Annotated in this window: 13 protein-coding genes; 3 read left to right on the top strand and 10 right to left on the bottom strand. The window is 65.2% G+C overall.

Annotated elements, in window-relative coordinates; all coding sequences use genetic code 11:
• Positions 1–115: 115 nt before the first annotated feature.
• The 3 genes from AWJ14_RS13020 to AWJ14_RS13010 form a co-directional block, all read right to left on the bottom strand.
• On the bottom strand, positions 116–2,563 hold the full coding sequence (locus tag AWJ14_RS13020) for a S8 family peptidase (RefSeq protein ID WP_245304270.1): 2,448 nt from the start codon (positions 2,561–2,563) through the stop codon (positions 116–118).
• Complete coding sequence (locus tag AWJ14_RS13015; protein ID WP_066179793.1) at positions 2,469–3,554, bottom strand: AAA family ATPase; 1,086 nt, start codon at positions 3,552–3,554, stop codon at positions 2,469–2,471. Before AWJ14_RS13015 ends, AWJ14_RS13020 begins: the two co-directional genes overlap by 95 nt.
• 296 nt (positions 3,555–3,850) lie before the next feature.
• A complete protein-coding gene (locus AWJ14_RS13010; protein ID WP_066179790.1) occupies positions 3,851–5,803 on the bottom strand; it encodes an acetoacetate--CoA ligase in 1,953 nt (650 codons plus the stop codon).
• Positions 5,804–5,975: 172 nt separating this feature from the next.
• Here AWJ14_RS13010 and AWJ14_RS13005 point away from each other — a divergent pair, with 172 nt between their 5' ends.
• Positions 5,976–7,856 (top strand): AsmA family protein, encoded by a 1,881-nt coding sequence (locus AWJ14_RS13005; protein ID WP_066179785.1) that lies wholly within the window; start codon positions 5,976–5,978, stop codon positions 7,854–7,856.
• A 90-nt stretch (positions 7,857–7,946) separates the two neighbouring features.
• Here AWJ14_RS13005 and AWJ14_RS13000 read toward each other — a convergent pair whose 3' ends face one another.
• The 5 genes from AWJ14_RS13000 to AWJ14_RS12980 form a co-directional block, all read right to left on the bottom strand.
• Positions 7,947–8,765, bottom strand: a complete 819-nt coding sequence (locus tag AWJ14_RS13000; protein WP_066179782.1) for an ABC transporter permease — start codon at positions 8,763–8,765, stop codon at positions 7,947–7,949.
• Complete coding sequence (locus AWJ14_RS12995; protein WP_066179779.1) at positions 8,762–9,670, bottom strand: ABC transporter permease subunit; 909 nt, start codon at positions 9,668–9,670, stop codon at positions 8,762–8,764. Before AWJ14_RS12995 ends, AWJ14_RS13000 begins: the two co-directional genes overlap by 4 nt.
• A 117-nt stretch (positions 9,671–9,787) precedes the next feature.
• Positions 9,788–10,927, bottom strand: coding sequence for an ABC transporter ATP-binding protein (locus AWJ14_RS12990; RefSeq protein WP_066179776.1), 1,140 nt, complete (start codon positions 10,925–10,927; stop codon positions 9,788–9,790).
• Between the two features lie 66 nt (positions 10,928–10,993).
• Positions 10,994–12,091 (bottom strand): polyamine ABC transporter substrate-binding protein, encoded by a 1,098-nt coding sequence (locus AWJ14_RS12985; RefSeq protein WP_066179773.1) that lies wholly within the window; start codon positions 12,089–12,091, stop codon positions 10,994–10,996.
• Between the two features lie 215 nt (positions 12,092–12,306).
• Positions 12,307–13,743 (bottom strand): helix-turn-helix domain-containing protein, encoded by a 1,437-nt coding sequence (locus AWJ14_RS12980; protein ID WP_066179767.1) that lies wholly within the window; start codon positions 13,741–13,743, stop codon positions 12,307–12,309.
• A gap of 247 nt (positions 13,744–13,990) precedes the next feature.
• Here AWJ14_RS12980 and aceA point away from each other — a divergent pair, with 247 nt between their 5' ends.
• Together aceA and AWJ14_RS12970 are read left to right on the top strand one after the other, a co-directional pair.
• Positions 13,991–15,280, top strand: a complete 1,290-nt coding sequence (gene aceA / locus AWJ14_RS12975) for an isocitrate lyase (RefSeq protein WP_066179765.1) — start codon at positions 13,991–13,993, stop codon at positions 15,278–15,280.
• Between the two features lie 94 nt (positions 15,281–15,374).
• The gene (locus tag AWJ14_RS12970) at positions 15,375–15,611 is read left to right on the top strand and encodes an SMc00767 family acetate metabolism repressor (RefSeq protein ID WP_066179762.1); all 237 of its coding nucleotides are present in this window, start codon (positions 15,375–15,377) and stop codon (positions 15,609–15,611) included.
• Between the two features lie 77 nt (positions 15,612–15,688).
• Here AWJ14_RS12970 and AWJ14_RS12965 read toward each other — a convergent pair whose 3' ends face one another.
• Complete coding sequence (locus AWJ14_RS12965; RefSeq protein ID WP_066179759.1) at positions 15,689–16,894, bottom strand: multidrug effflux MFS transporter; 1,206 nt, start codon at positions 16,892–16,894, stop codon at positions 15,689–15,691.
• A gap of 441 nt (positions 16,895–17,335) precedes the next feature.
• The gene (locus tag AWJ14_RS12960; RefSeq protein ID WP_066179753.1) at positions 17,336–17,728 is read right to left on the bottom strand and encodes a GFA family protein; all 393 of its coding nucleotides are present in this window, start codon (positions 17,726–17,728) and stop codon (positions 17,336–17,338) included.
• Positions 17,729–18,803 lie beyond the last annotated feature (1,075 nt).

Genomic DNA, 18,803 nt, shown 5'->3' with positions numbered 1-18,803 from the left:
GGCCGGATTTATCGGATAGCCGCCGTTCGGCAATCGAGCTTTCGGGCCGACAATGTAACCTGCGCCGCCGGGTCGTGCGGCGAGATGTTGGTGGTTTGCGCTCCATTCGAAGTCCTCAGACGACGTTCTCGACGACATTGAGCATATCAATGGCTGCCTGGACCTCGGCATAGAGTTCAGCATCACTCTCGCCGGCATCGATTTCCACGATCAGCGAAAAGCGGGCAATGAGATCCTGCGGATCGGGAACGGTCTTAGTCTTCCACCAGCCTGCAACAGGATGTACCGCGATCAGATTGCGGCGAGCCAGATCGGATGCCGGGCACGCTAGTTCATCAATGTGAAGCGATCCAACATCACGGCGGTTGCGGCCAAAGGTCCAATTGTCATCTTCCTCGATGGTCGGGCCATCCGACTGCTCGGCAGCTTTGCTGATTCGCGCCAAGAACGCGACCTGGTCCTCGTTGGGCCGGTTCAGCTTGAAGCGCAGATTGTGCGAGGCATATCGAAATTTGGAACCTCGCGCCGGCTCGGACGGGTTCGGGTCGATAAAAGTGCTGAGCGCAACGCGCAGCTTCACAGGGCTTTGAACGAGTTTCCTCAATTCCTCGACCGGCCACGGCAACTCGAACACCTTCATCTCATTGTGGACATGCTGCGCCGATGGCTTTTCTGCCTTTCGGTACGGCCTGATTGTATCCTGCACGATGAGGGTCAGGGCATTTGAAGCACTTCGGCGCGCTCGATCAAGATCGGGAACGCCATATCCATAGCGCTTGAACAACGGCGCATAATCCCCCTTAGCTGGGTTGGCCGGAAGGTGGCTCATCATCTGAGGAGTCCAGCGAGCAGAGGAAACGAACAGGGCGCGAATGGTCTCCGGCCAAAGGTCGGGGTAGTCCGACCAGATCTCGGTCACCGCCCGTGCCGCCAGCGCTGTGGCACCGCTCGTTTCGCCTGTGGTCGTGAAGGCGCGCTGCGGGTACTGATGATCGGTAGTGAGAAGCGACAGCGCTGGATGCTTCATCGGTGGAGGAGCACCGTCAACCAGCCAGTTACCGCCTTCAAAGACGACGTCGGGCTTCAGCGGCCAGTGCGATGACCAACTGGCCGTCCGCGAGGATGGGGCAAGGTCGCCAACTGGTGCAAGCGGTAAACCCACCTCTCCGGCTGGCAACATGTTCTTCTCCGTATAGGCGCCGATGCAGACTGCGTTCCAGGCGTGAGCAGGCGATTCAACCTCGTTATTGGGAAGATCGCAGACCGCCAAGTAGTCGTTATTGCCGAACTGGTTCTGGTCGGTGTTGCCGGCGGCCACCAAGATCAAGCGCTTGATCTTCGTGTCGCCAGACACACCAGAGGCCAACTGGTCGATCTCACTCGACCATGACGTAGGTGCTCCATCGTGGGGGGTATCGTCCTCTGTGGTCGTTGCCAACGTGAAGGTGCGCCGGCGGTTCCCGGTCGCCTCGGCGGCATTGATGCCTTTGCGCGTGACCGCACCAAGAAGGTGATGGGGATTGTGTCCGGCGTCCGGAATGATCTTGGCCGACTCCAGCCGGTGCCGAACCTGGATGGGATTCATCGTCTGCAATGCCGTGGTGAGGTCGCCGAAGAGAGCGAGGCCGGCGAGCTGAGTACCATGGCCAACCCCATCTTCTAGCCCCCATGCCGGCTCTGCCGCATGGCGATCCCCGACTGCCAGCGCAGGAGCGATCAGCGGATGCGCCCTGCTGACGCCGCGGTCGAGCAGGGTGATGTAATTGGGATCGCCGCCCCCGTCGAACGTCGCCCTGCTGACCACGTCATTCACCCATTCAGCCTGCTCCTCAATTTCGAGCGCGTCGAAATAGTCCGCCGTGACGGTAGGAGCCGCCAACGCACGAACGCCTGCCAACCGGCGCACCGCCACGGCCAGAGCATCGCAGGTAGCCGTGCCGATGACGACGATGTCTTCTGGAAATTCTAGGTGATCGGCGCTGATGGCAACGCCGTAGTCGGGAGCGCCGGCAATGAAACCGGCTGCCGCTTCCTTGTCGAGCCAGATTTCCCAGGGGTGCGAATCAGTGCCGTCGGGAAACTTTTGATTGGGGCTACGCCACAACGCTCGCAAACCCGCTTCGACAATCGCCCCGATGCTCTGGACAAGATCGGCGTTGTAGGGCCGACCTTCCGTTCCGTCCTTCTTGGTTCGGTCCTTCTCGCCGAAGTCGGTGACTTTATGCCGAAGCTTGTCGATGCCGTTTCCTGAGGCAAACACGGTCGCGCGTGCCGGTTGCTGATCACCTGCTGCCGGCTGCACCTTCAGGAGCGTCAGGCCACTGGCATCGAGGCCGGACGTCACCATCACCTCTCCCGGCCGCCCTTCGACGTCAAGGTAGAGGCCGGGCCGATTTTCGGCGGCTAGGTTCGGGAGATGATCGAGCGCTTGGAGAAGTGCCTGAGCATGGGCGGCACGGTTGGCGACATCACTTGGCCTTTTTGACGATCCGCGGCCTTTTGCCTTGAAGAGCTGGGCTTTTCCTAAGCCTTGCAGAATGAAGTGTTTGCGATCCCTCGGCATCCCCGCCCATTCCCCCTATTCCATGCAGTGAGCGGCGGCGATCCAAGGACGCAACGAGTGATGTTGTCTCGATGCTCTCCTGATTAGCCAATACTGCTCGTCTTGCGGCGTCCTCCGCCGCGGCGACAACATCGGCGGTCGACAATCCCTCTGCATGGTGCGCCACATTTGCCCAATCGACATTGTTGGCATCGAAACCGATCAACCGGCGGCGCAATGCCTTTTCAATCGCCGCACCCTTCGGCATTTCGTAGGGCAACACCAGATCGAAGCGACGCAGCACTGCCCGATCCAAGATCTCCGGAAGATTGGTAGTAGCGACGATGATCGACGGACCTGTATCCTCGTCGAGGAATTGCAGGAACGAATTGAGGATGCGGCGTGCCTCTCCAATATCATTTTCAGCGCCCCGCGCTGCAGCAAGCGCGTCGATCTCGTCGAACAGGTACACGCCTCGCGTCGTGCGAACCGCATCGAAAATCATGCGTAGCTTCTGAGCGGTCTCGCCCATGAATTTTGTGATCAGCCCATGCAGCAGCACGGTAAAAAGAGGAAACCTCAATTCACCAGCCAAGGCCGCCGCACTCAAGGTCTTCCCGGTCCCGGGCGGGCCGGCAAACAGGAGCCGCCGGCGCGGCCGCAACCCCTTTTCCTCCAGCCTCTCCCGCATGCGGGTTTCGGTGACAATGTGACTGAGCTCGTCCTCGAGATGGAACGGCAAAATGACATCACTGAGCCGTGTAGAGGGATAGCTCGCATCTAGGAAACCGGCGAGATCACCGCGTGGTGCCGCCAGCGGCGTCGGTTTTGCCGCGGCAGGCTTGGGCTGCGTCCGACTAGCCTCCGCCCATTGCCGCAGTTGCTCGGCAAGCCTTGTATGCCCTTTCTGGTCTTCAGCGGCAGCAAGCTGCATGGCAAGATCGAAGAAGCGCTCTTCGTCACCTTCGGCATGACTCTTGACGAGCCCGATAAGTTGTTGTGCCGATGCCATGTTACGACGCCTTCCAAAGCCCCCGAAGGTGATTTGCGCCAAATCACCAGGAAGTCATTCTATATCTCTGAAAAGTTAATGGAAGAGGGCGGCGCCTGTTCCTGTGATGTTCAACCACTTTCATGCGCGCCATACCATACTCCAGTCCCTGGCGGAAGCGACCTGCCCGCAGTTGGAGAAAGCGACCCGCTCCGATATCCGCCTTTAAAGGAATGACTAGTTTTGGGATCAGTCGTCGGCAAACCGATCGTCCATAATGGAGGCGCAAAGCAAACCTCCAGTGTCGCCTAACCGACCTACCCCCTCAACTCCTCCAGCCCCTCAAACAGCGCCAGCGCCTCGGGGTTCGCGAGCGCTTCCTTGTTCTTGACCGTGCGGCCGTGGACCACGTCGCGGACGGCGAGTTCGGTGATCTTGCCGGATTTGGTGCGGGGGATGTCGGTGACGGCGATGATCTTCGCCGGCACGTGGCGGGGGGAGGCGCCGGTGCGGATTTTGGTGCGGATGCGGGATTTGAGATCCTCGTCGAGGGTAACGCCGTCGGCCAGGCGCACGAACAGGACGACGCGGACATCGTCCTCCCAGTCCTGGCCGATGCAGATGGCCTCAACCACCTCGTCCATCTGTTCGACCTGGTTGTAGATTTCCGCGGTGCCGATGCGCACGCCGCCGGGGTTGAGGGTCGCGTCCGAGCGGCCGTGGATGACGATGCCGTGGTGGCCGGTCCATTCGGCGAAATCGCCATGGGTCCAGACATTGTCGAAGCGCTCGAAATAGGCGGCGTGGTATCTGGCGCCGTCCCTGTCGTTCCAGAAGCCGATCGGCATGGCCGGAAACGGTTTGGTGCAGACCAGTTCGCCCTTTTCGCCGGTGACGGACCTGCCGTCCTCGTCCCAGACATCGACCGCCATGCCGAGGCCGGGGCCCTGGATCTCGCCGGTGTAGACCGGCAATGCCGGATTGCCGAGCACGAAGCAGGAGACGATGTCGGTGCCGCCCGAGATCGAGGCGAGATGCACGTCGGGCTTGATGCCGGAATAGACGAAGCTGAACCCTTCGGGCGACAGCGGCGAGCCGGTCGACGTCACGAGCCGGAGCGACGAAAGGTCATGAGTCTTCACAGGTTCGAGGCCCGCCTTGCGCACCGCGTCGATGAACTTGGCCGACGTCCCGAACACGGTGAACCGCTCCTCGACGGCATAGTCGAACAGGACATTGCCGTCGGGGTGGAAGGGCGAGCCGTCATAGAGGCAGAGCGTGGCGCCGACGGCGAGGCCCGAGACCAGCCAGTTCCACATCATCCAGCCGCAGGTGGTGAAGTAGAACAGCCGCTCGCCCGGCTCCAGCCCGCAATGGAGCCGGTGTTCCTTCAGGTGCTGCAGCAGCGTGCCGCCGGCGGAATGGACGATGCATTTGGGGATGCCGGTGGTGCCCGACGAGAACAGGATATAGAGCGGGTGCGAGAACGGCAGCCGCTCGAAGGTGACGTCGCCCGCCGGGTGGCCGTCGAGAAAATCCTCGAGCGCCCAGGCGCCCGCCACGGCGGCCGCGACCGCATGGCCGTCGCCGGTGAGCGGCACGATCAGCGTGGCCTCGGGCTTCAAGGCGGCGGCGATCTCGACCAGCTTGGCGGTGATGTCCTGGCGCTTGCCATTGTACCAGTAGCCGTCGGCGGCGATGAACAGTTTCGGCTCGATCTGGCCGAAGCGGTCGAGCACGCCCTGCACGCCGAAATCGGGCGAGCAGGAGGACCAGATCGCCCCGATCGAGGCTGAGGCCAGCATGCAGGCGACGGTTTCGGGCATGTTCGGCATCATCGCGGCGATGCGGTCGCCCTTTTTCACACCACGGGCGCGGAAGGCCTGCTGCAGGCGCGAGACCAGCGCGTGAAGTTCGAGCCAGGTCATGGCGCGACGGGTCTGGTCCTCGGCGCGGAACAGGATCGCGGGCTCGGCGCCGCTGCGGCTCAGAAGGTTCTCGGCGAAATTGAGGTTTGCGTCGGGGAAGAAGCGGGCGCCGGGCATGGCGTCGCCATTGTCGAGAATACGCCCGCCCTTGTCGCCCTTGACCTGGCAGAAATCCCAGACCGCCGACCAGAAGCCCGCGCGGTCCTCGACCGACCAGGCGTGCAGCGCCTGCGGGTCTTCGAGCGCCCGCCCCGCGCGCGCGCCGGCAAACCGGGCAAACCGCATCCAGGGGCTGTGCGCCAGCTCATCAGGGTCCGGACGCCAAAGCGGGGTATCGGTCATGGTCTCATCCTCCCAGTCGATGCTTGATGTCTAGTAGCATCGGCCGGGCACGATGCAAACAGGCCCCGGCGCGGGGGCTGCGGATCGCGGTGGGAAGCCTCCCCTTCGCAATTGCATTCGCCGACCGCAGGCAGTAACCAGAGCGTCTGACAGCGTTTCGGGGGACACGGGTTTGGATTTCATAATCGCGCAATGGTCTCTGCGCCGCGCGGCGATCACCGGCACGCTGGTGATGCTCGCCCTGGTGCTGGCCGTTTTCGCGAGCCTGCCGCTGGCTGTGTCGAGCGACGTGGTGCGCGACCGGCTGGAGCGCGACATCGGCGCCTGGGCCGGCCATGCGGTGACGCTGGGCAACGCGCCCTCGATCGACTACTGGCCGACGCCGACCATCAAGCTCGACATGGTGGAGATCCGCCCCGCGACCTTCACCGAGGGCGATCCGATCCTGCGCGCCGACAGCATCGTTGCCAATTTCAACCTGTTTTCGGCGGTTCTGGGTGCACCGAGCTTTTCCCAGTTCAAGCTGATCCGCCCGACCTTCAATGTCGAACTCTACCCGGATTCGACCTCGAACTGGTCCTCCGCCTCGGGCGAGCTCGCGCAAGGGGTGGCGGCCGCGGTGGCGCAGGACCTGGCGGCACAATCGGGCACGGCCGCGCCTGCGACGGCCACAATCCCCGACTCCGCGGCGCTCGGCACGGTGACCATCGAGGACGGCACGCTGCGCTGGATCCGCGATCCGGGGGCTGCGGCGGAGAAGCTGACCGCCATCAACGGCACGCTCGCCTGGACCGCGCCGACCGCGGTGGCCCGCGCCAATCTGACGGCGATCTTCCGGGGCGAGCAGATCGCCGTCACCGGCTCCACCGCCGCGCCGCTGCTGCTGCTCGGCCAGCGCTCGGCGCCGGTCGAGTTCAAGATCAGCGCCGCGCCCCTCAATGTCGGTTTTGCGGGCTCGGCAAGCCTCGGGGCCAACCCGTTCGTATCGGGCGCGCTCAGCCTCAAGAGCGCCTCGGCCCGGCGCGCGCTGGAGTGGTCGGGCGCCGACATCAAGCCCGGCGAGGCGCTCGGCGCGCTGGAACTGTCGGCCAAGCTTACCGCCGAATCCGCCAAGGCCAAGCTCGACGACCTGATCGTGATGATCGACCGCAACCGCGGCATCGGCGTGCTCGACATCGCCCTGCGCGAGGACGAACCGCCGCTGGTGGCGGGCACGCTCGCCTTCAATTCGCTCGATGTGGTCTCGTTCCTGCAGGCGTTTACGCCGCTGCCGGCATCGGGCGCGGACATCGCCTCGACCATCGACACGCGGTTCCTGCGCGAGATCGGGCTCGATCTGAGGCTGTCGGCGCAGTCGGCGAGCCTGGGCGCGGTGGTGCTGTCCAACCTCGCGGCGGCGGCACGGGTCGAAGAGGGCCGCGCCAATTTCGACATCGGCGACGCCACCGCCTATGGCGGCAGCGTGATGGGCCGCATGGCGCTGTCGGAAAAGGGCGTGGAAGGCGGCGTCAAGGTGCAACTCTCCGCCCGCAGGATCGATTTCGGCAATCTCTACGACGCCATCGGCATGACCGGGCCGCTGCCGCGCGGCGTGGGCTCGCTCGACGTCGAGGTGACCTCGCCCTACCCGACCTGGGCCACCGCGCTGTCGGACCTGACCGGCAAGCTCGACCTCTCCATCGGCCGCGGCGTGGTGCCCGGCCTCGACCTCAAGAAATTCCGCGACCTCGCCAAGACCGAACGCTTCTTCGACCTGAGCCAGCTCGGCACCGGCGGCTCGTTCCCGTTCCAGAGCGCCCATTTCGAGGCGACGATCGCCGCCGGCGAGGCGGACCTGAAGACCGCCGAGCTGATCGGGCCCGACCAGATGGTGTCGCTGTCGGGCGTGGTTCCCTATTCGCGCTCGAGCCTTGCGATCGCCGGCGTGCTGGCGCAACGCCCGCCGCCGGGGGCGGACGACCAGCCCGCACAGAAGGAGCCGGCCACCAATGCCCTGCGGTTCTTCGTCGGCGGCTCCTGGCCGCGGCCGGTGATTTCGCCGGTCACGCCCTGACAGAGCCTTCAGCGCGCAAGGTTTCCGATCCCGTCCGCTCGCCGCAGCCGGACATTCGCGACGATACCTCCGGCAGAGACCGGCGGCGCCCTACTGCGCGAAGGCTGCCTGCTCGTCGCGCTGGCGCTGCACCTCGCGCGTCTTGGTCAGGATCGAGGCGATGATCACGCCGACCGAGACCACGCCGATCAGGATGGTGCAGACCGCGTTGATTTCCGGTGTCACCCCGAGCCGCACCTGCGAGTAGATCTTCATCGGCAGCGTGGTGGCCCCCGGGCCGGAGGTGAAGCTTGCGATCACGAGATCGTCGAGCGAGAGCGTGAAGGCGAGCATCCAGCCCGAGATCACCGCCGGCAGGATCACCGGCAGGGTGACCTTCATGAAGGCCTGGAACGGCGGGCAGCCGAGATCCTGCGCCGCCTCCTCGAGCGAGCGGTCGAAGGTGACGAGCCGCGACTGCACCACCACCGCGACGAAGCAGAGCGAGAAGGTGATGTGGGCGAGCGTCACGGTCCAGAAGCCGCGGGCGAAATTGATCGAGACGAACAGCAACAGCAGCGACAGGCCGGTGATGACTTCGGGCATCACCAGCGGCGCATAAACCATGCCGGTAAACAGCGTGCGGCCGTTGAAGCGGGTAAACCGCACCAGTGAGACCGCCGCCAGCGTGCCGAGCACGGTGGCCACGGTCGCCGAAATGAAGGCCACCCGCACCGTAACCCAGGCGGCGTCGAGCAGGCCCTGGTTGCGGAACAGCTCGCCATACCATTTGGTCGAAAACCCGGCCCAGACGGTGACCAGCCGGGATTCGTTGAAGGAATAGATCACCAGAAGCACGATCGGCAGATAGAGAAAGGCGAAGCCGAAGACCACCGAGGTGATGTTGAACCAGGACCAGCGCGCGTTCATTTGCCTGCCTCCGCGGCCTTGGCCTGGGCGTTCTGGAACCAGACGATCGGCACCACCAGCACGATCAGCAGGATGATGGCGATCGCCGAGGCCACCGTCCAGTCGCTGTTGTTGAAGAACTCGATCCACAAGGTCTTCCCGATCATCAGCGTGCCGGAGCCGCCGAGCAGGTCGGGGATCACGAATTCGCCGACGGCGGGGATGAAGACCAGCAGGCAGCCCGCGAGCACGCCCGGCACCGCGAGTCGCGCGGTCACCTTCCAGAAGGCGCCGATGCGGGTGCAGCCCAGATCGCGCGCGGCCTCGACCAGCGATTCATCCATCTTGTCGAGCGCCGAATAGATCGGCAGCACCATGAACGGCAGATAGGAATAGACGATGCCGATATAGACGGCGGTGTTGGTCGACAGGATTTCGAGCGGGGTGTCGATCACGCCGAGCCAGAGCAGGAACTGGTTGAGCAGCCCCTCCTGCTTGAGGATGCCGATCCAGGCATAGACGCGGATCAGGAACGAGGTCCAGAACGGCAGGATCACCAGCATCAACAGCGTGGGGCGGATTCGGTCGGGCGCACGCGCCATGCCATAGGCAAGCGGAAAGCCGATCGCCAGCGTGAACAGCGTCGAGATCAGCGCGATCTTGAGGCTCGAGAGATAGGAATTGATGTAGAGCGAATCGCCCACCAGGAAGGCGAAGTTCTCGAAATCCAGCGTCGAGAGCTTGTCCCAGATGCCGGACCAGCCGTCGCTCAGGCTGAACTGCGGCGTATAGGGCGGCGAGCCGTATTCGAGATCGGACAGCGCGATGCGCAGCACGATCATGAACGGCAGCAGGAAGAAGAACAGCAGCCACACATAAGGGATGAGGATGACCAGCCGGCTCCTGATCGCGGAAAGCAAGGTCATCGGCGCGCCCCCACGACAGGGGCCGCAGCGGGGGTTGTGCGCCCCGGGCCAAGCGCGGCAGCCAGGCTTCGGCGCGGGTGTTCAAGACAAGTCGGACTGGCGTTCATGACCGGCTCCCTAGCTTCTGAGCACGACACCGCTGTCGGGGTTGAAGGAGAGCCAGACCCGTTCCTCGTAGCCGATCGGGTCCTCGACCAGGCGGAACCGGTTGAGCGTCGCGGCCTGAACCACCGTGCCCGAGGCGAGCTTGACATTGATGATGGTCATGTCGCCGAGATAGGCGATGTCCCAGACCTCGCCTTCGAGCCGGTTGACGGCGCCTTCGGGCGGGGTGCGGCCGATCTCGATCTTTTCCGGGCGGATCGCAAACCAGGCGGTCTCGCCGGTGGCGGGCGCGCCGTCGCGCACCGCGCCGGTGATCCTGCCGTCGGGGCCGTCGAGCACGATCCGGCCCTCGCCCGCGGGCGTCACCTTGCCTTCGAGGATGTTCACCGAGCCGATGAAATCGGCGACATAGCGGGAATTGGGCGCTTCGTAGATCTCGGCCGGTGTGCCGGTCTGGACAATCACGCCCTTGTCCATCACCGCGATCCGGTCGGACATGGTCATGGCCTCTTCCTGGTCGTGGGTGACAATCATGAAGGTCAGGCCCAGCTCCTGCTGCAGGTCCATCAGTTCGAACTGGGTTTCCTCGCGCAGCTTCTTGTCGAGCGCGCCGAGCGGTTCGTCGAGGATCAGGAGCTTGGGGCGCTTGGCCACGGAGCGGGCGAGCGCCACGCGCTGGCGCTGGCCGCCCGAAAGCTGGTGCGGCTTGCGGCCCGCGAACTGCTCGAGCTTGACGAGTTTGAGCATCTGCGCCACGCGCTCGTCGCGCTCGGGTTTGGCCATGCCGTCCTGCTTCAGGCCGAAGGCGATGTTGTCGGCGACCGTCATGTGCGGAAACAGCGCGTAGGACTGGAACATCATGTTGACCGGACGCTTGTGCGGCGGCACGCCCTTGAGCGGTTGGCCGTCGAGGTATAGCTCGCCCTCGGTCGGCTCCTCGAAGCCCGCGAGCATCCTCAAAAGCGTGGTCTTGCCGCAGCCCGACGGCCCCAGCAGCGAGAAGAACTCGCGCTCATAGACATTGAGCGAGAGGTTCTCGACGGCGGTGAACGTGCCGAAGCGCTTGGTCACGTTCTGGAACGAGATATACGGTTTGGCCGCCGGGTCCTCCCACGGCGCGAATGATCGGCGAATGTTACCCAGTGACGGCATTGAGATCCCCCAGACCCAGATCCACGACGAAAAACCCCGGCGCCGAGGCGCCGGGGTTGAAGTCCCTTACTGGCCGGATTTGACCTCGGTCCAGGCGCGGTTCAGTTCCCGCTTCTCCCGCGCATTCTCCGGGGAGACGGTGTAGAGGCGGGAAATGGTGTCGTCATCGGGATAGATCGCCGGATCGCCGACCACATCCTCGTTGAGGAACTCCTTGGAGGCCTTGTTGCCGTTGGCGTAGTAAACATAGTTCGACGCCTTGGCCATCACCTCCGGCTTCATGATATAGTTGAGGAATTCATGGGCTTCCTCGACATGCGGCGCGTCCGACGGGATCGCCATGTTGTCGAACCACATCAGCGCGCCTTCCTTCGGAATGACATATTCGACCGTGACCCCGGCATTGGCCTCGGCGGCGCGGTCGCGGGCCTGCAGGATGTCGCCCGACCAGCCCATGGCCATGCAAATGTCGCCATTGGCAAGCGCGTTGATATATTCCGAGGAGTGGAACTTGCGGATGTCCGGACGGATCTTCAGCAGCAGTTCCTTGGCCTTTTCGATCGACTCGCCGTCCTTGGCGTCGGGATCGATGCCGAGATAGTTCTTGGCCGCCGGGAAGGTTTCGGTCGGCGCGTCGAGCATGAAGATGCCGCAGTCGGCGAGCTTGTCGGCGGTTTCCTTGTTGAACAGCAGGTCCCAGGTGTTGAGCTCGGCATCATCGCCGAGTGCTGCCTTCACCTTGTCCATGTTCAGGCCCAGCCCGGTGGTGCCCCACATGTAGTTGATGGCGTATTCGTTGCCCGGATCGTATTTCTCCATGCGCTCGGAAATCGCCGGGTCCATGTTGGCGAGGTTCGGCAGCTTGGACTTGTCGAGCTTCTGGAACACGCCGGCCTTGATCTGGTTGGCGAGGAAGGTGCCGGTCGGCACGACGATGTCGTAGCCGGTCGATCCGGCCAGAAGCTTGGTTTCGAGCACCTCGTTGGAATCGAACACGTCGTAGACGACCTTGATGCCGGTTTCCTTGGTGAAATCCTCGAGGATCGATTCATCGATATAGTCAGACCAGTTGTAGACGTTGACGACACGCTCCTGCGCTGCGGACAGCACGGTCGATGCGGCAAGCATCACGGCCACGGAGAATAGGCGGGTTTTCAGGGTCATTCCTGTTCCTCTCTTTATTCGGTTTTCTCGATCAAACCGGGCCGATGGTCTTGCGCCCGGCTCCCTGTCTGATGCGGCCCTGCGCAGATTCCGGACATGCCGGGCCTCGCGGACCTCCAACCCTATGAAGGAAATGCCGGACTCACAAGAGGCGATTGCAGCTTCGTCCGCTTTTATACCGCAGTGCAATCACACGCACCGCGAGCGGTGCCGCACTACTGGAAATCGAAGGCCGACAGGCCCGTGACCATCTCGTCGAGCCCGAGGGGACGGGTGATCGGCGGCTCGGCGCGGGCGAGACAGCCCGGACGTTCGCACAGCCGGCAGGCCGGTCCGACCGGAATGGTGACGGGATGCGGCGTCTTGCCGCCTGCCATCGGCAGTGCCGCGCCATAGACGATCTCGTCGCGGAAGCCGATGTCGCAGCCGAGCAGGATGGCGGTGCGGCGCGGCCGCTCCGAGAACGCGCCCTGCGGCCCCTCAAGCGTGCGCGAGACGGTCAGGAACTCGGCGCCGCCGGGCAGCTCGACCGCATCGACCAGGATCTGCGCGGGTTGCGAGAAGGCCGCGTGGATCGACAGTTTCGGGCAGTGCCCGCCGAAGCGCTGTTGCGGAAAGCCCTGGGCGCCGGCGCGGCGGAAGCGGTGGCCGGCGACATCGACCTCCAGCATGAAGAAGGGCACCCCCTCCATGTTGGGCCGGCACAGCGTGGTGATGCGGTTGGCCGCCTGTTCGAAGGACACGCCGAAGCGCGACTTGAGCACGTCGACATCGTAGCGCGCGCGCTGGGCGGCGGCATGAAACGCCGGATAGGGCATCATCAGCGCATGCGCGGCATAGCGGGCGAGTTCGAACCGGGCGATGCGCCGGGCCTCGTCGGTCGACAGCTTCAGCGCGCTTATGCCGGCGGCGATGGCGACATTCATGCGGATCAGCGCCGCCTCCATCGCCACTTCGCGCAACTGGTCGAAGGGCGACAGCCGTTCGGAGAGAAACAGCCGCTGCGAGTGGCGGTCGTAGCGGCGGCGCCAGTTGGGCATGGTGGCGACCGGCAGCGGGCGGACGACGACGCCGTGCTCGGCCTTGAGCCAGGCCTTGAGCGCAGCCATCAGGTCGTCGCCGGGCTTCAGAAGCGCGTTGAAGGCCTCGGCCTCCTCCTCGAGCGCCGGATGGTGGTTGGGCCGGCCTTCGAGAACCTCGCGGACCTCGTCCATCGGCAGCTTGGCGCCGGCCATGGCGGTGGAGTGACCCTCGCGCGCGAGCATGGCGGAGAGATCGGACAGGCGCTCGGCCTGCTCGCGATAGGCGCGGTGAAGCTTGAGGATGGCGGCGGACGCGTTGGGCGCGGCCTCGGCGATCTCGACAACCTCCTGGTCGCCCGGCAGTTCACCCGCGAGCAAGGGATCGGCGAAGACCTCCTTGAGGCTCGCCAGCGTGCCGCCGGCCTCGCCCTGCAATTCCTCGACATCGACCTTGTAGACCGCCGAAAGCTTCAGGATCAGCTGCACCGTCAGCGGCCGCTGGTTGCGCTCGATCAGGTTGAGATAGGACGGCGAGATGCCGAGCGCCTCGGCCATCGCGGTCTGGGTCAGGCCCTTGGCGTTGCGGATGCGGCGGATACGGGGCCCCGCGAAGATCTTCTGGTCGGCCATGGCGCGATCTTTACATGAATTTACAGAGTTTCGGCGCCGGCCAGTGATCCGGCTCTTTTACATTTGTGACAAATTTACAGTCGCAACCAGTCAAAGACAAGACAGCTTGACCCGAATTAAACACTGATTTTCGGGAATTTTCTCGGCAGTCGCGATGCCAGGCTGTAAATCCAGTCACATCAGCGGCGGACAAATGTTGCCTCCCGGCGGCGCGCCTGACCAAAATTGTTGTACACGGAGACAAGCCATGACTGACTTTTACAATCTCGTCCCCACCGCCCCCGAAGGACGCTATGACGGCGTCGAGCGGCCCTATTCGCCGGAAGACGTGCTCAAGCTTCGCGGCTCCGTCAACATCAAGTACAGCCTCGCCGAAATGGGCGCCAACCGGCTGTGGAAGCTCATTCACGAGGAAGATTTCGTCAATGCGCTGGGCGCCATGACCGGCAACCAGGCCATGCAGCAGGTGCGCGCGGGGCTGAAGGCGATCTACCTCTCCGGCTGGCAGGTCGCCGCCGACTCCAACACCGCCTCGTCGATGTATCCCGACCAGTCGCTGTATCCGGCCAATGCCGCGCCGGAGCTCGCCAGGCGCATCAACCGCACCCTGCAGCGCGCCGACCAGATCGAGACCGCGGAAGGCAACGGCCTGTCGGTCGACACCTGGTTCGCCCCGATCGTGGCCGACGCCGAAGCCGGCTTCGGCGGCCCGCTCAACGCCTTCGAGATCATGAAGGCCTTCATCGAGGCGGGCGCTGCCGGCGTCCACTACGAGGACCAACTGGCCTCGGAAAAGAAGTGCGGCCATCTCGGCGGCAAGGTTCTGATCCCGACCGCGGCGCATATCCGCAACCTCAATGCCGCGCGGCTTGCCGCCGACGTGATGGGCACGCCGACGCTGGTGATCGCCCGCACCGATGCCGAGGCCGCCAAGCTTCTGACCTCGGACATCGACGAGCGCGACCGGCCCTTCGTCGACTATGACGCCGGCCGCACTGTCGAGGGCTTCTACAACGTCAAGAACGGGCTCGAGCCCTGCATCGCCCGCGCGGTGGCCTATGCGCCGCATTGCGACCTGATCTGGTGCGAGACCTCGAAGCCCGACCTCGAACAGGCCCGCAAGTTCGCAGAAGGCGTGCACAAGCACCATCCGGGCAAGCTGCTCGCCTACAACTGCTCGCCCTCGTTCAACTGGAAGAAGAACCTGGACGATGCGACCATCGCCAAGTTCCAGCGCGAACTGGGCGCCATGGGCTACAAGTTCCAGTTCATCACGCTCGCCGGCTTCCACCAGCTGAACCACGGCATGTTCGAACTGGCGCGCGGCTACAAGGACCGGCAGATGGCCGCTTATTCCGAGCTGCAGGAAGCCGAGTTCGCCTCCGAGGTCAACGGCTACACCGCCACCAAGCACCAGCGCGAAGTGGGCACTGGCTATTTCGACGCCGTGTCGATGGCGATCACCGGCGGCAAGTCGTCGACGACCGCGATGAGCGAATCCACCGAGCACGCCCAGTTCAAGCCGGCGGCCGAATAACACACCCCTTCCCCGTCGTGCAGGGCGCAACACCGGCGCGGCGGGAACCAGGCACCACCGATCACAAACCCCGACAAAACAGAGGAGAAATGCCATGCCCCCCCAGACCCGTGTCAAGGAACGCGCCGAGGAACAGTCTTCGGCCATGGATGCAGACCAGCAGGCAGCGATCCGCATGCTTGCCAACGACCTGCACCGCCTCAACCACTCCGTGATGAAAGCCGTCGATGCCGGCGTCTCGGTGGAGCTGGTGCGCTCGGCGCGCCACCATGGCGGCGACGGCAACTGGGGCGACCTGCTGATCCCCGTGATCGTGACCCAGGGCAAGTAAGGCCGGTTCCGGCCCTGCCCGCCTCAGACGATCGCCCCGCCGCGCCGGCCAGCTCGGCGGGGCTCTTTCGTTTCCGGTCAGGCCATCAGTGCATCGCCGCGGCCGCGGCCGCGGGTGGCGCCGGAAAGGCCCAATGCGGCGAAGGCCAGCACCGCCGCAAGCGCGATCGCCGCGACCATCGGCAGCGGCGTGCCGTCGAAGAACGGGCCTGCGAGCATGGTCAGGATGCCGCCGCACAGCATCTGCAGCATGCCGCCCAAGGAGGAGGCGAGGCCGGCGATATCGCCATGATCGTCGAGCGCCAGCACCATCACGGTGGGAATGACCAGGCCCAGACAGGCATTGGCAGCGATCAGCAGCGCCACCAGCACCGCGAACTGGTCGATCCCCACCCAGACCAGCCCCGCAAGCAGCAGCGTGACGCCGAGGAAACCGGCGGTCGCGAGCCAGATCACGCGGGTGACGCCGAGGCGATCCCCGAGATTTGCGGCAAACTGCGAGGCCGTGAAGAAGCCCGCGGCATTGAGGGCGAACGCCAGGCTGAAGCCGGTGGAGCTCAGGCCGTAATAGCCGGTATAGACGAAGCTGGCGCTGGCGAGGAAGACGAAGAAGCTCGCCATGCCGAAGCCGCCGACGAAGGTGAGCCCCATGAACACGGGATCCGTGATGAGCGTGCGGACGCCGCGGCCGATCGCCGACAACCGCACCGCCACCCGGTGTTCGGGATCCAGCGTTTCGGGCTGGAGCGTGAGCGTGGCGGTGATGCTGAGGGCAGCGACGACCGCGAGCACGAGAAAGATCGCGCGCCAGCCCGAGAGCGCGATCACGCCCGAGCCCGCCAGCGGCGCGAGCATCGGCGAGACCGAGATGATCAGCATCACCAGCGCCATCAGCCGCGTGGCGCGCGGCCCGGTGTGCAGGTCGCGGATGATGGCGCGCGGGATCACCATGGCCGCGGCCCCGCCGAGCGCCTGGACGATGCGGCCCGCGACCAGCCAGTTGATGTCGGGCGCGAGCGCGCAGACGAGCGAGCCGGCGAGAAACAGCGCGAGCCCGGCCATCAGCGGCGGCCTGCGGCCGAACATGTCGGCGAGCGGACCGTAGACCATCTGCGCGAGGCCATAGGCGATGAAATAGGCGGTGATGGTGAGCTGCGCGCCGACCATGGTGCCGTTGAGGCTTTCGGCGATCCGCGGCAGCGCGGGCAGATACATGTCGATGGCAAGCGGGCCTGAGGCACAGAGCAGGCCGAGCACTATGGCGGAGCGGAGATAGGGCGACATCGGGGCAACCTTGCAAGAGCGGACATCCGGAGTGGAGCAACGCCCAAGGCCCTCCCTGGTTGCCGGGAGATGGCCGGACGCGCAGACCGCATGGTCCATTGGACTTTACGAAACGGGACTGCCGGAGACCGGCAGCAGTCATGGGGCGGAGCCCGCGGCGGGCGGACGCACCAGACGCGCGGGAGATGACACGGCGCGCGGCACTGGCCGGAAACGGAGCGGACCAGCCGCTGACGCCCTGCCGGACCGGTTCGCCGTCTCAGCCCCCGGTTCCCGCAAGGAACCGGCTAAGCGACAAGAGGCAACTGGATCATGGGATCTTCTCCCGTCAAGCACCGGGGTTGAAACAATGTCGGCGCATGGCTTACGCCCAAAAGCCGCGCCTGCCCAGAGCAGGCAGCATCCGCACGCGGTGTTTGCGCGCGGGCTGTTGCGCGAATGCTACGGCTCGGTGCGGGCGGAAGAGGTGCGGTTGCGCGCGTAACAGCGGGTGCCGGGAAAGGGCGGCAGCCACGGTTCGCGGCGGATGGTCCAGAGCTCGTAGCTGGGTGTGAAGCGCCCGGGCACGTCGAGCGCACCGAGATTGACCTCGACCTCGTCGCCGGAGCGGCCGAACACCGGCGAGCCGCAGGCCGGGCAGAAGAAGCGCCCGTCCGGGCCAAGCGCCTCGCCGGTGACGGTGACGGCGGCCTCGGGGAAGACCGCGGAGGCATGAAACGGCGCGCCGTGATGCTTGCGGCAGTCGAGGCAATGGCAGATGCCGACCCGCCAGGGCGCGCCGCGCGCCTCGATCCGCAGCGCCCCGCAACGGCAGCCGCCGGTGACGATCTCCATGGTCGCTCTCCCTTCCCGCCTTCCCCGCATCTTACGGCTGCAAGCCTACACCCCGTCGGCACCCGGGCGCAATCGCCGCGCGCACTGGCCGGGCGGGCAACGGCGGATCTCCGGCGGAAAAATACGTAAGTCATAACTTACATTTTGCGCAACGCAAACACCGTGCCGCGCGGGAAACCCGCCGGGATCGGGGAACAGCAATCCGGAGGGCTCGCGCGGGGCATCGCCTCGGAGATGAAGGGGCGGGCCATGCCGGGTGTGAACCGGCATGGCCCGAGGGGGTGGCGCGCACCCGCGCGAACCCGAAACACGCCGGACGGCATCCGTCCGTCCGACAGGCGGCGTCGGGTCCGGCTTCTCCGCTTGGGGGCTCGCGCCCGACGCGGTTTCCATGGGTTTCCCCAAGCCGCCGCCCCCGGACGGAGGGCTGCGACGCCAGACCTGTCAACGCGGTTTCCGGCACGAAGCGCCTCCCCCGGCATCGGCCGGCGCGACCGCGCCGGAACACGAGGGGCAGGCCTCCGCCACAGGCCCGGTCCGCTGTCAGGGCGCATCCGCGAACGGACGACATCCCCGAGGTCGGTCCGGTGGCCGGCTCGGCCTCTCCGCAGGACGCGAAAAAGCCCGCCGACGGAGCCACGACAGCCACCGCCTCCCCACATGCCGCACCGCACGTTCCGGCGGACATACAGGGCGCTTCCCCCCGCCTGGTCCGGCACGTTCGCGGATCCATCCGTGAGCGGGAGTGGGACGAGTATGACGCGGGTGCCGGAGGGTGGGGATGAAAAGCGGCAGACCGGGACGCAAGGCGTTGGAAAGACTGGCCCCGGCTGCGCCCGCCGTCCCCCGCATTTGGGCGCGCGTGTCATGCAACTGCTCGCCGATGGCCGCAGCCTGGCGGCTTCCGCGCGTGCAGCGCGCCCCTGATCCGCCGGCTTCCGTTTCTACACCGCCCCCTCATCCGCCGGCTGCGCCGGGACAGATGAGGGAGGCGCCCGGGCAGAGCTGCGGGCCCACACCGGTAGTGTGCGGAGAGTTCTGCAAAATGGCTGAGATTGGGCGGTCATGGCAGGCT

The organism is Parahoeflea olei (assembly GCF_001703635.1).
GTDB classification, from domain to species: Bacteria; Pseudomonadota; Alphaproteobacteria; order Rhizobiales; family Rhizobiaceae; genus Hoeflea; species Hoeflea olei.
Note: the sequence above shows the minus strand (reverse complement) of the source record. Positions and strands in the feature narration are given on the sequence as shown.

Coding starts and splice junctions, on each gene's coding strand:
- AWJ14_RS13020 (WP_245304270.1), bottom strand. CDS start 2,563: ATGCCGAGGGATCGCAAACACTTCATTCTGCAAGGCTTAGGAAAAGCC.
- AWJ14_RS13015 (WP_066179793.1), bottom strand. CDS start 3,554: ATGGCATCGGCACAACAACTTATCGGGCTCGTCAAGAGTCATGCCGAA.
- AWJ14_RS13010 (WP_066179790.1), bottom strand. CDS start 5,803: ATGACCGATACCCCGCTTTGGCGTCCGGACCCTGATGAGCTGGCGCAC.
- AWJ14_RS13000 (WP_066179782.1), bottom strand. CDS start 8,765: ATGAACGCGCGCTGGTCCTGGTTCAACATCACCTCGGTGGTCTTCGGC.
- AWJ14_RS12995 (WP_066179779.1), bottom strand. CDS start 9,670: ATGACCTTGCTTTCCGCGATCAGGAGCCGGCTGGTCATCCTCATCCCT.
- AWJ14_RS12990 (WP_066179776.1), bottom strand. CDS start 10,927: ATGCCGTCACTGGGTAACATTCGCCGATCATTCGCGCCGTGGGAGGAC.
- AWJ14_RS12985 (WP_066179773.1), bottom strand. CDS start 12,091: ATGACCCTGAAAACCCGCCTATTCTCCGTGGCCGTGATGCTTGCCGCA.
- AWJ14_RS12980 (WP_066179767.1), bottom strand. CDS start 13,743: ATGGCCGACCAGAAGATCTTCGCGGGGCCCCGTATCCGCCGCATCCGC.
- aceA (WP_066179765.1), top strand. CDS start 13,991: ATGACTGACTTTTACAATCTCGTCCCCACCGCCCCCGAAGGACGCTAT.
- AWJ14_RS12970 (WP_066179762.1), top strand. CDS start 15,375: ATGCCCCCCCAGACCCGTGTCAAGGAACGCGCCGAGGAACAGTCTTCG.
- AWJ14_RS12965 (WP_066179759.1), bottom strand. CDS start 16,894: ATGTCGCCCTATCTCCGCTCCGCCATAGTGCTCGGCCTGCTCTGTGCC.
- AWJ14_RS12960 (WP_066179753.1), bottom strand. CDS start 17,728: ATGGAGATCGTCACCGGCGGCTGCCGTTGCGGGGCGCTGCGGATCGAG.